This window comes from Lacrimispora sp., assembly GCF_046972725.1.
GTDB lineage: Bacteria > Bacillota > Clostridia > Lachnospirales > Lachnospiraceae > Lacrimispora.
The window spans coordinates 1,501,103-1,513,944 of sequence record NZ_JBKVXF010000001.1 but is presented as its reverse complement, the minus strand read 5'-3'; the positions used below and the strand labels follow the sequence as shown (position 1 = coordinate 1,513,944).

17 protein-coding genes and 1 pseudogene are annotated in these 12,842 nt (G+C 41.0%); 11 read left to right on the top strand and 7 right to left on the bottom strand.

The annotated features are described in order from the left end of the window. Nucleotides 1-470: 470 nt before the first annotated feature. Complete coding sequence (locus ACLTWA_RS07185; protein WP_412326925.1) at nt 471-953, bottom strand: hypothetical protein; 483 nt, start codon at nt 951-953, stop codon at nt 471-473. On the opposite strand from ACLTWA_RS07185, the gene ACLTWA_RS07180 reads away from it, so the two are divergent. The 6 genes from ACLTWA_RS07180 (at nt 943) to ACLTWA_RS07155 (ending at nt 4,881) form a co-directional block, all read left to right on the top strand. Continuing rightward, nucleotides 943-1,491 carry a hypothetical protein gene (locus ACLTWA_RS07180; protein ID WP_412326924.1) on the top strand — a complete coding sequence of 183 codons (549 nt, stop codon included), beginning with the start codon at nt 943-945 and terminating at the stop codon, nt 1,489-1,491. The two genes, ACLTWA_RS07185 and ACLTWA_RS07180, sit on opposite strands and share 11 nt — an antisense overlap. Before the next feature lie 153 nt (nt 1,492-1,644). Then, entirely contained in the window at nt 1,645-2,001 is a 357-nt protein-coding gene (locus tag ACLTWA_RS07175; RefSeq protein WP_412326923.1) for a GIY-YIG nuclease family protein, read from the top strand. Next, nucleotides 1,985-2,263 carry a DUF2087 domain-containing protein gene (locus ACLTWA_RS07170; protein ID WP_412326922.1) on the top strand — a complete coding sequence of 93 codons (279 nt, stop codon included), beginning with the start codon at nt 1,985-1,987 and terminating at the stop codon, nt 2,261-2,263. The genes ACLTWA_RS07175 and ACLTWA_RS07170 overlap by 17 nt, the downstream gene beginning before the upstream one ends. A 30-nt stretch (nt 2,264-2,293) precedes the next feature. Further along, a complete protein-coding gene (locus ACLTWA_RS07165) occupies nt 2,294-2,878 on the top strand; it encodes a helix-turn-helix domain-containing protein (RefSeq protein ID WP_412326921.1) in 585 nt (194 codons plus the stop codon). Between the two features lie 89 nt (nt 2,879-2,967). After that, nucleotides 2,968-3,789, top strand: coding sequence for a MerR family transcriptional regulator (locus ACLTWA_RS07160; RefSeq protein ID WP_412326920.1), 822 nt, complete (start codon nt 2,968-2,970; stop codon nt 3,787-3,789). Between the two features lie 255 nt (nt 3,790-4,044). Continuing rightward, a complete protein-coding gene (locus ACLTWA_RS07155; RefSeq protein ID WP_412326919.1) occupies nt 4,045-4,881 on the top strand; it encodes an undecaprenyl-diphosphate phosphatase in 837 nt (278 codons plus the stop codon). A 284-nt stretch (nt 4,882-5,165) separates the two neighbouring features. On the opposite strand, the gene ACLTWA_RS07150 is transcribed toward ACLTWA_RS07155, so the two are convergent. Next, the gene (locus ACLTWA_RS07150; protein ID WP_412326918.1) at nt 5,166-5,663 is read right to left on the bottom strand and encodes a cysteine hydrolase family protein; all 498 of its coding nucleotides are present in this window, start codon (nt 5,661-5,663) and stop codon (nt 5,166-5,168) included. Nucleotides 5,664-5,782: 119 nt separating this feature from the next. On the opposite strand from ACLTWA_RS07150, the gene ACLTWA_RS07145 reads away from it, so the two are divergent. From ACLTWA_RS07145 to ACLTWA_RS07125, 5 genes are all read left to right on the top strand, one after another. Next, nucleotides 5,783-6,715 (top strand): helix-turn-helix transcriptional regulator, encoded by a 933-nt coding sequence (locus ACLTWA_RS07145; protein WP_412327197.1) that lies wholly within the window; start codon nt 5,783-5,785, stop codon nt 6,713-6,715. A 177-nt stretch (nt 6,716-6,892) separates the two neighbouring features. Next, nucleotides 6,893-7,639 (top strand): MerR family transcriptional regulator, encoded by a 747-nt coding sequence (locus tag ACLTWA_RS07140; RefSeq protein WP_412326917.1) that lies wholly within the window; start codon nt 6,893-6,895, stop codon nt 7,637-7,639. 188 nt (nt 7,640-7,827) lie between these two features. After that, nucleotides 7,828-8,250 carry a MarR family winged helix-turn-helix transcriptional regulator gene (locus ACLTWA_RS07135; RefSeq protein WP_412326916.1) on the top strand — a complete coding sequence of 141 codons (423 nt, stop codon included), beginning with the start codon at nt 7,828-7,830 and terminating at the stop codon, nt 8,248-8,250. 62 nt (nt 8,251-8,312) lie between these two features. Further along, the gene (locus ACLTWA_RS07130; protein ID WP_412326914.1) at nt 8,313-8,546 is read left to right on the top strand and encodes a hypothetical protein; all 234 of its coding nucleotides are present in this window, start codon (nt 8,313-8,315) and stop codon (nt 8,544-8,546) included. A 60-nt stretch (nt 8,547-8,606) separates the two neighbouring features. Then, on the top strand, nt 8,607-9,020 hold the full coding sequence (locus ACLTWA_RS07125) for a metal-dependent transcriptional regulator (protein ID WP_412326913.1): 414 nt from the start codon (nt 8,607-8,609) through the stop codon (nt 9,018-9,020). Between the two features lie 186 nt (nt 9,021-9,206). Here the strand turns inward: ACLTWA_RS07125 and ACLTWA_RS07120 are convergent. From ACLTWA_RS07120 to ACLTWA_RS07100, 5 genes and pseudogenes are all read right to left on the bottom strand, one after another. Continuing rightward, nucleotides 9,207-9,335, bottom strand: a pseudogene (locus ACLTWA_RS07120) (acetyltransferase); the annotation flags it as partial. Nucleotides 9,336-9,374: 39 nt separating this feature from the next. Beyond that, the gene (locus ACLTWA_RS07115; protein WP_412326912.1) at nt 9,375-10,280 is read right to left on the bottom strand and encodes an AraC family transcriptional regulator; all 906 of its coding nucleotides are present in this window, start codon (nt 10,278-10,280) and stop codon (nt 9,375-9,377) included. Between the two features lie 149 nt (nt 10,281-10,429). Further along, nucleotides 10,430-11,125, bottom strand: a complete 696-nt coding sequence (catA, locus tag ACLTWA_RS07110) for a type A chloramphenicol O-acetyltransferase (protein ID WP_412326911.1) — start codon at nt 11,123-11,125, stop codon at nt 10,430-10,432. 79 nt (nt 11,126-11,204) lie between these two features. Next, nucleotides 11,205-11,846, bottom strand: a complete 642-nt coding sequence (locus ACLTWA_RS07105; RefSeq protein ID WP_412326910.1) for a DUF998 domain-containing protein — start codon at nt 11,844-11,846, stop codon at nt 11,205-11,207. Nucleotides 11,847-12,394: 548 nt separating this feature from the next. Then, nucleotides 12,395-12,715 carry a hypothetical protein gene (locus tag ACLTWA_RS07100; RefSeq protein WP_412326909.1) on the bottom strand — a complete coding sequence of 107 codons (321 nt, stop codon included), beginning with the start codon at nt 12,713-12,715 and terminating at the stop codon, nt 12,395-12,397. Nucleotides 12,716-12,842: the final 127 nt, after the last annotated feature.

The following is a 12,842-nucleotide window of genomic DNA, read 5'->3' as shown; positions in this document are numbered from 1 at the left end:
GATACCCTATGGCTGATTTCAAGACGATTTAATACTACCGTTGATGCGATTATGACTGCAAACCGTGGCCTTGTTCCCAACAATTTAAGGGTTGGACAGATAATCTGCATCCCTGGCAGAGTATGGCCCCAGCCACAGCCTCAGCCCCAACCCCAGCCGCCAAGGAATTGTCCGGTAGGGTTGCGTACCTATACCATTCAAGAAGGAGATACGCTTTGGAAACTATCTCAGACTTATTGTACAACGGTTGAAACAATTATGGCTTTAAATCCTGGGATCAATCCCAATAATCTGGTGAACGGTCAGGTAATATGGATTCCAGCCGGATACCGATTCCGCAATTTTCCATCATGGCCCCGCATGCAGCAGACGGATTCCGATGATATGATGGAAAACGAACAGATGCCTTCCTGCCCGGAAGGTTATCAATCTTACATTATTCAGGCAGGAGATACCCTCTGGCTGCTTTCTCAGCGTCTAAATACTTCTGTAGAGGCGCTTTTGGCTGCAAACCCGGGTATTAATCCTACCAACCTGTTTGTTGGGCAGGTGATCTGTGTTCCGATGAATGGAAATAACAGTATGCGTCCCCTGCCACAGCCCGGACAGCAGCCAATGCCTACTCCAAGGCCTGGGCAGCAGCCGATGCCGCAGCCAATGCCGCAGCCGATGCCGCAGCCAATGCCGCAGCCAATGCCGCAGCCAATGCCGCAGCCGAGTCCGCAGCCAATGCCACAGCCAATGCCGCAGCCGATGCCGCAGCCGAGTCCACAGCCGAGTCCGCAGCCGAGTCCACAGCCAATGCCACAGCCAAGTCCACAGCCGATGCCGCAGCCGAGTCCACAGCCGAGTCCGCAGCCAATGCCCACTCCACAGCCCACTCCAAGGCCCGGGCAGCAGCCAACTCTACGGCCAATGCCGCAACAGGAGCCGCCCTTAGAAATGTGGGTCACAAGAGCGGAACAGAATCTAAATAATTATCTCCGGTTTTTGTGGATGCAGAATGCTTATTGGATGAGAATCGCTATCCAAAGTAAGCTCTTTAATCTGCCGGACACAGAGATAATCAGTGAACGGCTGATGCAGAATCCAAAAGATTTTGAAATGGCACTCCGTACCTTCTACGGCGATGACAATGCTTCGGAGCTTTCTAACCTTATGTTGGATCAATTGACCATTGCCACGGATCTGGTAAATGCCATGATGAATGCCGATGCAGAAGCACAGGCTGATGCAGAAAGACGCTGGAATGATAATGTGGAAAAAATGGCATCATTTTTAAACAGCCTCAATTCCAACTGGGCGGAAGCGGATTTGCGGAACATGCTCCAGAGCAATCTGGATCTGTTAAAGCAGTTGGTTTCTGACATGATGGCACGTAATTTTGAAGCGAGCAATGCCACGTTTGCCAATATTGAACGTCAGGCAATGGAATTAGCAGATATGTTGACACAGGAAATTGTAAGACAGTTTCCCCAGTATTTCAGATAAGGAAAAAACGTATAGGCAGAAAAACAAAGAAGTAAATAAGAAGCAGTCCGGACGATTCGTAAGCCGGACTGCTTTTTTGACTCTACGAAGCGTGGATTGAAAATCTGTCAGATAACAGTTACAATGTATTTACAGGAAAGATGGTGATAATATATGGATAAACTTTCAAAAAAAGCTCTGAAAGAACAATATCGGAATCGACCGGTCTGCGGTGGGGTATATTTCATAAAGTGCGGCCAGGGAAATCAGGTCTGGCTGCGGGCGACTACGGATCTTTTTGGAGCCAGAAACCGGTTTATATTCTCCCAGTCAATGGATACCAGCCCGGATAACAGTATGAGGGAAGCCTGGAACCAGTATGGTGCGGAGGCATTTTCTTTTGAAGTGGCAGAAGAAATTATAAAAAAGGATACTCAGACGGAAGCTGAATTTTCGGATGACGTAAATGTTTTATTAGAGTTGTGGCTGGAAAAGCAGAACGGAGGAGATTTTGATGGAGGAAATCATTGATATAAGCAGAATGGTTGATCAGTCAGGAAAGATCATTCAACTGCCAAGAAAGCACAATGCAAGGATTGCAGTGCTAAAATATCTGGCTGAAAAATTCAATGAACACCAATCTTATACAGAAAAAGAAGTGAATGAAATCTGTGAGAAATGGCATACCTTTCATGACTTTTTTCTGTTAAGGCGGGAACTTATCAATCATGGTCTGCTATGCCGTGAGCCGGATGGTTCCCGCTATTGGCGGCCGGAGAATTGTGAGAAATAGATGTGAATTTATAAATGGAGGGAGGCAGCCATGGAATACCGTAAAATTGGAACCATCATCCGCACTCTGCGGCAGGAACAGAACATGACGCAAAAACAGCTTGCAGATCAAATGAATATCAGTGATAAAACGGTGTCCAAATGGGAGAGAGGATCCGGTCTGCCGGATATCTCACTGATTCCGGAACTGACCCGAATCCTGGGAGTTGATATTGGGAAACTGCTGGCGGGGGATTTATCCCCCAATGAATTTGTCGGAGGCAACATGAAACACACAAAATACTTTGTCTGCTCCACATGCAAAAGCATAACTTTATGCACCGGTGAAGCCGAGATTACCTGCTGCGGGAAAAAACTTTCGTCTCTTCCATTAAAAAAGGCAGAAGAGGATGAAAAACTTTCTGTTGAAGAAATGGAAGATGACTGGTATATTACCAGTGACCATCCGATGGAGAAGGAGTGTTATATCTCCTTTCTCGCCTTTGCTGCTGGAGACCGGATACAGGTCATCAAGCAGTATCCGGAATGGAGCTTAAGCGTCCGAATACCGAAAAGAGGGCATGGGATGCTGATCTGGTATAGTACGAGGCAGGGGCTGCTTTATCAGCTTTTGTAAAACCTTTTAAAAAGCAGTTGACTCTTACACTGTGAGATACTCTATACTGATTATGAGCTCAAAAAAACACACATATGTGAGGATTAAAAATGCTGAAAATAGGTGATTTTTCAAAACTATCAAGGATCAGTATACGGATGCTGCGCCATTATGATGAGATCGGACTGCTGGAGCCAAGGAGCACTGACCGCATGACAGGCTACCGCTACTACAGTGAGGACCAGCTCCCCATGGCATGCCGGATCACTTCATTGAAAGAAATGGGATTTGGCCTGGCTGTGATCGGAGAGATTTTTAAAAAATATGATGATCCCGGAGAACTGGCAAAGTTTCTGGAAATCAAGCAATCTGAGGTCCTTGCAGAAATGAAGGAAACCAGCCGCCGTATGCGGCTCCTTGAGTCAGCCATTGAGAGGCTGAGAAAGGACGAGACTTCCATGAATTATAACGTAATATTAAAGACCATACCTGAAAGAACTGTGGCAAGTGTAAGAATGGTTCTTTCTGCTTACAATCAGGAAGGGATGCTGTGGAATTATCTTATGACAGAAACCGCAGATCAGAATTTTCAATTTGCAGAAAACTGCTTAAGCCTTGCAATATTCCACGATGAAGGGTTTCAAGACAGCGAAATCGATGTGGAAATTCAGGCCTCGGTAAAAGGAACGTATAAAGATACGGAGCATGTAAAGTTCAAGACGGTTCCTCCGGTGGAAATTGCTTCCTCCATCTATAAAGGCAGTTATGACCAGATCACAGAGGTCAACCATGCGGTTGCAAACTGGGTCAACGACAACGGTTATGAGTTTAACGGTGCCATGTTCTGCATCTACCATGTCAGTCCGGCACAGACACAGAATCCGGAAGAACTGGTAACTGAGGTGTGTTATCCGGTAAAGTTAAAATCATAATATAAAAATGGATTCCTCCTGCGGTCTGATTGGGGGAATCCGTTTTTTCTTTTCATCAGATATCTTTCTAATAAATATATTTTCTTTTGACTGATATAGGAACTATGATAAACGTAAGTAAAAATCTCTGAAATAAAAAATGAATTATCAGTGTCAGCTTGCTATCCAGAGGGAATCCATCTATAATATATATAGATTTAGAATAGGATTTCTTTGTGAAAACTTTCGTGAAGTTTTGTAGTCCAGGGGGGGAAAATGATATTAAATTATTTAGAGATTCTTAAAGTTATTTTTCTTGGAATTGTGGAAGGAATTACGGAATGGCTGCCAATCAGCAGCACAGGACATATGCTGATCGTGGATGAATTTGTACAGTTAAAAGCAACGGCAGCATTTAAAGAAATGTTTTTTGTTGTGATACAGCTTGGTGCAATCCTGGCAGTAGTCGTATTATTCTGGGAAAAGATGTTTCCTTTTCAATTGAAGGATAAGCAGAAACCAGCAATAAAAAAAGAAACGGTTTTTATCTGGCTTAAAGTAGTGATTGCCTGTATACCGGGAGCATTAGTAACAATCTTGTTTGATAATTATATTGAGGCTCATTTTCGCACACCTGAAGTGATAGCAGCAGCCTTGATCGTTTATGGGATAGCATTTATCTTTGTGGAGCATTGGAATGAGAAACGCATAGCCCGTACAAAAGAACTATCTGATATTACCTGTTATACAGCTTTTATGATTGGTTTGTTTCAGGTACTTTCCATCATTCCAGGTACGTCGCGCTCAGGAGCAACCATTATTGGTGCCTTGCTTTTAGGTGTATCGCGTGTGGCTGCGGCAGAGTTTACATTCTTTCTTGCAGTGCCTGTTATGTTTGGATTAAGTGCAATAAAACTGCTGAAATTCGGTTTTGCGTTCACAAGCTCAGAACAGATTGTGTTATGCGTTGGAATGGCAGTTGCCTTTGCAGTATCTATACTTGTTATTAAGTTTCTGATGAATTTTATCCGGAGACATGATTTTAAAGCGTTTGGCTGGTATCGTATTATCCTTGGAATCTTAGTAATCCTGGTAATTGTAATCCCTCGGTAAATGCAGTGACATTATTTACTTTTGAGATTCTATAAAAAAAGTATCAGAAATTATGGGGTTCTATATGCATTCATCTATAATAAGCGGGGGTACGAGCCCCCCATCATTATGGTTCAGCCAACGATATGACGGTATAATTGGTTCAGACTGCCTTCGTATTTCCATTTACGGGCAGTCTGCCAGGGGGTCAATGCCAGTTGCTGCTTCATCCTGTTTCTTGCAGGTTGTCATAATTTACAACCTTCTAATATCTTTATCAGCTATATCAGTGATTTTTTTGTGCTTCAATGAGTGTAGGAAAGGTCATTGAAACGAATGATTCTACATCCTTTCCTTTCATAATAGCCAAGCATTTCGTCAATTTTCCTTTTATCATAACTTGTAATGCAATCTGATAATACATTAACGCCATACGCAGCTCTGCATAAGTTGTAACAGGTTGATTTTACACAGGCAGCAGCATCTGCTCCTGTTATGTAAAAGTCGCATATTTCATTGTTACTGATAAATTCTGTGAATTCTTCACTGCTTAAAACGTTTCCTTTGTATTTTGTGAATATATTTTTTGATACTATCTTCAAGTCTGAAACAAATTCAGACCCGTAGGTATTGGGCTTGAAGGTCCTGGTACCGGCTGATAAATTTTCATGCCTTATATAGATAACATGAATACGATTATCGACTGCCCAATCAATAGCTTTATTGATATTGACAATAATATCCTTATAATTTTTTGTTATATCATTTTGAATATCAATAATTACTAAGCCTTTTTTCTGCATAGTGTCTCCTTGTGATTGTTGAATTGATTTGTTTGCATTTTTATTGTATCATTCAATTGTTGACAACAGTATGGCAACAATCCATGATAAAAAGTGAAAGTTTGAAAGGCGGCTATCAGATGAAAGTTGACAGGCTTGTTAGCATTATTATGATCCTACTTGATAAAAAGCGTATAAGTGCCCAGGAGTTAGCAGATATGTTTGAAGTTTCACCCCGCACGATCTACCGGGATATTGACACGATCAACATGGCGGGGATTCCTGTTTACGGGGCGTCTGGAGTAGGCGGCGGATTTGAGATCATGCAGAGCTACAAGATTGACCGAACCGTTTTTTCGACTGCCGACCTTTCTGCTATTTTAATGGGACTTTCCAATCTATCCAGCATGATACGAGGTGATGAAGTGGTAAATGCCCTTGCAAAAGTCAAGAGCTTTATCCCCGCCGACAGAGCGAGAGACATTGAATTAAAAGTAAATCAAATATATATAGATTTAAGTCCTTGGATGGGCAACAGGAACATACAGCCTTATTTAGAAATCATGAAAACAGCGTTGCAGGAAAGTAAGCTGCTATCGTTTGACTATTCAGACCGCTACGGAAATAAAACCACACGAACGGCAGAGCCGTATCAGCTTGTACTCAAAGGCAGTCATTGGTACCTGCAAGGGTATTGCCGTAATAGAAATGATTTTCGCTTATTTAAACTATCCCGCATATCAAGCCTGCAGATACAAGAAGATATTTTTACACCACGAGCGTATCAAAAACCGCTGTTGGATTTTAGTGATATTTTGGCAGGTATGCAAAAAAGCATTAAAATCCGTATCCATAAATCGGTCATGGACAGGGTCCTTGATTACTGTACTTATGAGCACTTTTTGCCAGACGGCGAGGAGCATTACACTGTGGATTTCCCTTTTATAGAAAACGAATACTATTACAATATTCTTTTCAGCTTTGGGGATCAATGCCAGTGTTTGGAGCCGCCACATATCCGAACGGAAATGATGCGCAGGGCACATAATATAGCTGCCTTATATGAAAATTAGTATAAGAAATCTATTTTGATTATGGGAGTGACTACACGGGATTAATATATGAAAAGGATTTTTGTAATTATTAAAATGTTATTTATCTGTTTTTTATATAAGAAGCAAATTTATAAAAACCATTGACTATAACGTTACGTAATAGTGTATCATATGTGTTGGAAGGAGGGAAAACCCATGAATGCAAAGGAAGTAGCAAAATTAACCGGTATCAGCGTGCGCACGCTTCATCATTATGATGATATCGGCCTGCTTTGCCCCAAAAGAAATGAGGAAAATGGGTATCGCAAATACTCCGAGGAAGATATGGACCGGCTGCAGCAAATCCTGTTTTTCAGAGAATGCGGTTTCCCTTTAGCCAAAATCCAAAAAATGCTTACCAGTTCTACTTTTGACAGAGAGGAAGCATTTGAGTTACAAAAAAAGTATCTGATGCATGAGAAACAGCGTATTGAAACAATGCTTGATACGCTTAACAAATCCATGAAGCTTATAAAAGGAGAAATAACCATGAATATACAAGAAAAATTTAACGGCTTTGATATGAACAACGATCCATATGAGGAGGAGGCCCGACGGCTGTATGGCGATGAGGTTATAGACAAAAGCAAAGCCCATGCTGCATCTCTTAACAGGGCTGGAGAATCCTCTGTTTTGCAAGGTCTGAATGAGCTGTTTACTGAGTTGGCAGCCATTCGAGATGAAAACACGGATTCGATTATTACACAAAAGGCAATGGAAAAAATGTATCAGTATTTTAACAAGAGCTTTGGCTATGAATACACACCGCAAGCCTTTGCCGGAGTCGGGCAGCTGTACATTACGGATGCAAGATTTACTGAAAATATTGAACAATATGGAAAGGGACTTTCCAGGTTCCTTGCTGAGGCCATGAAGATCTACGCAGAGCGCAGCGCTCAATAACAATCTGAGAGTAACGTTAAAGCCCGCCGGTTTGGCGGGTTTTTTCATGTCCTGCGTCCCTGTTCCCCATGCTATTGAATATTTTTGTTAATTAAATAAGACTTGACAAAAGCGTATGGCAGCCATATACTTTTGATATGGAAAAGATTAAAAATAAAAAGCATAAAATTGCATATGAAGCTTTAGATATGGCGTTTGTTTTAATGGAACTGGATAAAAAGACCCGTTATTACGGAACGGATGTTCAGATTTATCACTCTGAGATCCATGTAATAAAGGCAATCGCAGAGCACCCAGGCATTCATGTAGGCGGCCTGGCCGATGTTTTGGGAGTAACAAAAGGGGCTGTTTCCGAAATCCTGAAAAAGCTGGAGAGAAAGGCTTTAGTTAAAAAAGAAGTTGATGCGTTGAATTTATCCCGATATTCACTGAGTCTAACGGAAAAAGGGAAAAAGGCCCATAAGAACCATATGTATTATCATGATGTATTAAACGGCATGGTGGAAGAGGAACTACAGAATGCGACGGAAGTGGAACTGGAATTTTTATTAGGTTTCTTTTCAGCCATGATAAGCAGGATTGAAAATTTTGATGAAAATATAGTTAAATAAAAATTTTATCAAAGCGTATGGTAACTATACACTTTGATAAAACAGGATTTGGAGGTGCTGACATGAAAGAGAAAAAGAGAGAGCATCATATTTATGATAATAGTGAGGCTGGTGAACGACGGTACCAGCAAAAACTTAAAACTGATCAGATAATATATCAGGCATTTTTAAGTTCCGTTTCGCAATTTTTCTGTGTTCCGTTTTGTCCATATGATTTTCCGGTTACTCCACAAACCATATCGTTTGCCGGTCAACCGGAGGATAACAGGAATAAGGAAACCAAAAAAAATAAATAATTGGGTCTAAGGGTATGGTAACTATACACATTCTGTGCAGATAAAAATGGAGGGCTTGTTGTGCAGCAAAATAAGGGCCGTCATTTGGAGAAAAAACTTAGTCCTTCCAAGGAGGAATATTTAAAAGCGATCTATAAGCTGTCTGAAAGAAATCAATTCGTGCGCTCAATTGATATTGCTGTATATTTAGGCGTTTCAAAGCCCAGCGTTCATAATGCTGTGACTGCATTGCAAGAAGAAGGACTTGTTGTCAAGCCTTTAGGGGGCGAGATCCAGATCACGGAGGAAGGCCGCAAACAGGGAAAAGCAGTAACTGCTAAGTTTCAGATTATAAGACAGTTTTTGATTACCTGCTGTAATGTTAATGACATGACAGCAAGTGCAGATGCCTGTAAAATGGAGCATATCATCAGTGATGATGCTGTGTTTGCTCTTGAAAAGTATTTAAGTGCAAAGGAAGACGATGATACTTAGAAAGTAAAATGATTTTTTTTAAAGACAGGTTAGTCGGCACTTACCTGACAACAGATTTTGTGAAAATTTACGGTTGTAAAATATAGTGCTCAAATGGTGCTTATACGTGGTATGGTTCAACCTCTGTGATTATTTTTTGATGGGGCTGCATAGGATATCAAGGTGTTCAAATATCTACATTGCAGGAACATTTCTGGTTACAGCAGTATTGGAGGCAATGATGGCTACGCCCCCAATGCGGACTCCGGGCAGGATGGTAATATTTTGATTCATCCACACATCATTGCCAATCACAGTATCGCCCTTTAGCGGCAAGCCTGCAGGCATTGACAGCCCGGTGCAATGCACATAAATTCACTTTTTCAGCTTAAGCAGAATTTCCATGTTTGCCGTTTCCGGCGAATGGCTTGCATACCGCTCCGCGCAAAATGTATCTGTCTGTAATTTATGATTCGCCAGCCATGTGTTGTAAATATACTGCTGCGCTTTATAAATTGCATCCATGACAAGTGCTTCAAAATTTTCAGCTTCAAAGAAGCAGACAATATATTCTCCGGCTGGCAGTTCCCAGTTCATGAAGCCGTCCGGGGCAGCTCCTGGTTTTGACCTTGCTCCTGCAAAATAGCTAAAATATCCTTCTTCTAAAGAGGGAAAAGTCACACCAACCTCTTCGGCATTCCCGGAAAGACCAGGTAATGTTTGCTTCTGTGCATGAAAGCTCTGCCAAAGACCATCCAGCGGGTCAATGCCTGATTCGGTTCCCAAACCACCTAAATGCTGAATGGGTACATCCTGTTTCGCACCGATAAAACAAATCGGTTCCTCAACCTTCCTTCGGTTTATTTCCAGAACAATCCCATTGGTGATTAATGGTACTCCTTCATCAATTAAGGTGTAATGAAGCAGAAGCTCTGGTTTGGTCATATGATTGAGCGTTTGCGGATTCTTACGATAGCCCTCCGGAGTTATTCCAAAGGTATCCTTAAAGGTACGGGTGAAGTGTTCGTGGGATGAGAAGCCAAGCTCCAATGCAATATCCAAAATACGCCAGTCTTTTTGCAGCAGCATCCCGGCTGCCTTTGCCATACGGCGCAGTTTAACGTACTCAGCAACCGGCTTTTTTACCAACCGGCTAAACAGGCGCTGATAGTAAAAAGGGGACAGTGCCGCCATCTTTGCGAGGTTTTCAATATTCAGTTCCTCATCCAGGTGTTCTTCTATATATTCTATGGTTTTCTGTATTTGTTCCCATGCGTGCATGATAAGCACCTCCTTTGACCATAGAATAGCACAGATTCAGTTAATGCCGTTTGACTGTGTATGCTCTTTTTATTGGTACCAAAGCTATTTGGAGAGGACTGATGATCTAAAACGTTCATATGAAATTTTGCTGCCCGCACGGTCTTTGGTTAAATCGTGGGCTTTCTAGGCAGCTTTTTATGCATATGGGAATCATGGACGCCGACTTGTTCAAAATTCTCCACCATACGCTGTAAGGCTTCTACAAATTTTCCGACATGGTAACCATCACAAACCGCATGATGACACTGGATAGCAAGGGGCATCAGTGTTTTACCATCCTGTTTTTTATACTTTCCAATGGTAAAGATGGGCAGCAGATAGCTGCCATCGGAAAACACATTAATATGGAACGAGGTAAAATCCAGCCACGGCATACTGGAAATATGAAAAACATTGCCGGGAGTATTCTTTTGCGGAAAAAGCTCTCCATTTGCATATTGTTTGGAATCCCGCAAATATGCCTGATAGAACTTTGTAAAGCATGCATCATACTTCGTCCATACCGCTGAGAATGTTTCCGTGTCCGGATTTAAAACCGTATACATGGGATGCATCGTATCCCAATATCCTAAATGATTCTCTTCATTGGTTGTCATTCGGAACTCCGGAAACTGATTTACAATAGTGGAAATTATATATATTTGTGCAGGATATGATTTTAGCCCCCGTTTCTTTAACCAGATGAGCAGATCGGAAACATCGATATCCACTGTTACACTAAAGGAGCACCGCACATTGTTTTTATAATGCTCATAGTGGTTTTTTCTTGCCCATTGTTCCATTGGTATTTCAATAAAGTTCATTAATTTTAGCCTCCAAAAATATAAAATGTTCTGTTTTCGGAGGCGACATTGCTCGTTTTCACCACGTTGATTCACCACCTTAAAAAATAGAACCAAGGATATTTCTTACTGCAATGTATCCGAGTGGCAGATACATAAACAGCAAGTTTAACCTTTGCCACAGCCCTTCTTTGGCTACCAGTGTTCGCTGGAAATGCGGTTTATCTGCCATAATGAACAAAACAAAGAACAGAAACGCAAGGATAAAAGAAACAGCCGATATCATTCCTGTAGATTTATCATTGGCTCTAAATGAAAGTATTGCTAAAAATAATGGTACAAATAAAAGCAGCAGGAAGCCAATAGCTGACCCCGCACCGTGTATTTTTGAGGCGGTTGTAACCACATCCTTTGTTTCATTTACACTGAAAAAGCAGGTAAATATACAGGCTCCAACCGCAAAGACAGCAATACATAAGACTGATAGCAGGGCTAAAGATTTTGAAACCAAATAATAGGTACTGTATAATGCAGGAGTAGCAGTTAAAAAGAGTAACCCGGCAATCAACATCCATAAATTAAAGGGTAATCGAACAGGGCTATTATGATTCCCTAATGTGCTGATTGCCATGATGGTGTGTTTATATCCTTTATAAAACGGGGCAAGGATAATGGGGATCAGTATTTCTCCAACAACAGCAATTAACAAGGCATAGTAACCGTATTGTATGATTAAGTCCATATATTAATATCCTCCCATATTAATTATAACTCAATCCTTTATCAAAGTGAATCAAATTGTTTCGGAGCCGCTGCAAAATAAGTTCGATTTGAATCTATGAGCAATGGCTCTTTCTTTGTGTATAAAATGTAAAAGGCAGATTCCGAAGAACCCGCCTTTTATGGCATAATTATATATGCTAATAACAAAATATACCACTAAATATTTTACCAAATTGGGCAGACTTATCAACTGGTTTTGCCATTAAGTTTGGAAAGCTTTGTTTCTGAAAATGACGGTGTCCGACTGCTGAGTTACCAATTGGAGGATTTAGATTACACGAAGTTGTATCAGGCTTACTCTGCCAAAGGCAGAAATTCAACCGTGGATCCTCAGACCATGTTCAAGATTAACCTATGTCTACTATTTTAAAAAGATTTGAACCATCACTCTTTCAAATAACATAGTCAAAATTCCAAAATAATTATAGTGCTGCCAGTTATGCTTATAATGGATACTCAAAATTGTGCACAGGCCGCTCAACCCATAATTAAAGTATTTTCCCACACTTAATTCTCAAAAGGATTACGGTAATCCAATACTTCTTGAATCAGTACAATTGGGTCGGATATCAGGCCATATTTGTCATCTTCCGGATATGTCACAGCAATTGCAGGCTGATTTCCGGCATATGCCTTCATGCTTTCCATTGTATCCCATTTTGTGCACAAAAAGAAATGGGCATATTCACCTTGTTCAACAACCTTTAGATAAGCTCCCTTATTGCCTTTAATGGCTTGGGTATCTTTTACCCCTGTCTCATATTCATATTTCTCGAATCCATTTTTATTTTCAATCGGTACAATACCGTGCCATGTTCTTGAAATCATAATTGGTGTTTTTCCTTTCAATGTATAAATAAAATGCCTTTTTTTATTTTAGCACAGGTAAAACAAAAAATCATGTATGAGTTCAAATTTTCATATGTGACTTTGATTTGGAGTGATAGTGGGAAAA

What these genes read in the sequence shown, in the direction of transcription:
- ACLTWA_RS07180 (WP_412326924.1), top strand. Translation starts at nt 943, where the DNA reads ATGTGGGTCACAAGAGCGGAACAGAATCTAAATAATTATCTCCGGTTT.
- ACLTWA_RS07175 (WP_412326923.1), top strand. Translation starts at nt 1,645, where the DNA reads ATGGATAAACTTTCAAAAAAAGCTCTGAAAGAACAATATCGGAATCGA.
- ACLTWA_RS07170 (WP_412326922.1), top strand. Translation starts at nt 1,985, where the DNA reads ATGGAGGAAATCATTGATATAAGCAGAATGGTTGATCAGTCAGGAAAG.
- ACLTWA_RS07165 (WP_412326921.1), top strand. Translation starts at nt 2,294, where the DNA reads ATGGAATACCGTAAAATTGGAACCATCATCCGCACTCTGCGGCAGGAA.
- ACLTWA_RS07160 (WP_412326920.1), top strand. Translation starts at nt 2,968, where the DNA reads ATGCTGAAAATAGGTGATTTTTCAAAACTATCAAGGATCAGTATACGG.
- ACLTWA_RS07155 (WP_412326919.1), top strand. Translation starts at nt 4,045, where the DNA reads ATGATATTAAATTATTTAGAGATTCTTAAAGTTATTTTTCTTGGAATT.
- ACLTWA_RS07150 (WP_412326918.1), bottom strand. Translation starts at nt 5,663, where the DNA reads ATGCAGAAAAAAGGCTTAGTAATTATTGATATTCAAAATGATATAACA.
- ACLTWA_RS07145 (WP_412327197.1), top strand. Translation starts at nt 5,783, where the DNA reads ATGAAAGTTGACAGGCTTGTTAGCATTATTATGATCCTACTTGATAAA.
- ACLTWA_RS07140 (WP_412326917.1), top strand. Translation starts at nt 6,893, where the DNA reads ATGAATGCAAAGGAAGTAGCAAAATTAACCGGTATCAGCGTGCGCACG.
- ACLTWA_RS07135 (WP_412326916.1), top strand. Translation starts at nt 7,828, where the DNA reads ATGGCGTTTGTTTTAATGGAACTGGATAAAAAGACCCGTTATTACGGA.
- ACLTWA_RS07130 (WP_412326914.1), top strand. Translation starts at nt 8,313, where the DNA reads ATGAAAGAGAAAAAGAGAGAGCATCATATTTATGATAATAGTGAGGCT.
- ACLTWA_RS07115 (WP_412326912.1), bottom strand. Translation starts at nt 10,280, where the DNA reads ATGCACGCATGGGAACAAATACAGAAAACCATAGAATATATAGAAGAA.
- catA (WP_412326911.1), bottom strand. Translation starts at nt 11,125, where the DNA reads ATGAACTTTATTGAAATACCAATGGAACAATGGGCAAGAAAAAACCAC.
- ACLTWA_RS07105 (WP_412326910.1), bottom strand. Translation starts at nt 11,846, where the DNA reads ATGGACTTAATCATACAATACGGTTACTATGCCTTGTTAATTGCTGTT.
- ACLTWA_RS07100 (WP_412326909.1), bottom strand. Translation starts at nt 12,715, where the DNA reads ATGATTTCAAGAACATGGCACGGTATTGTACCGATTGAAAATAAAAAT.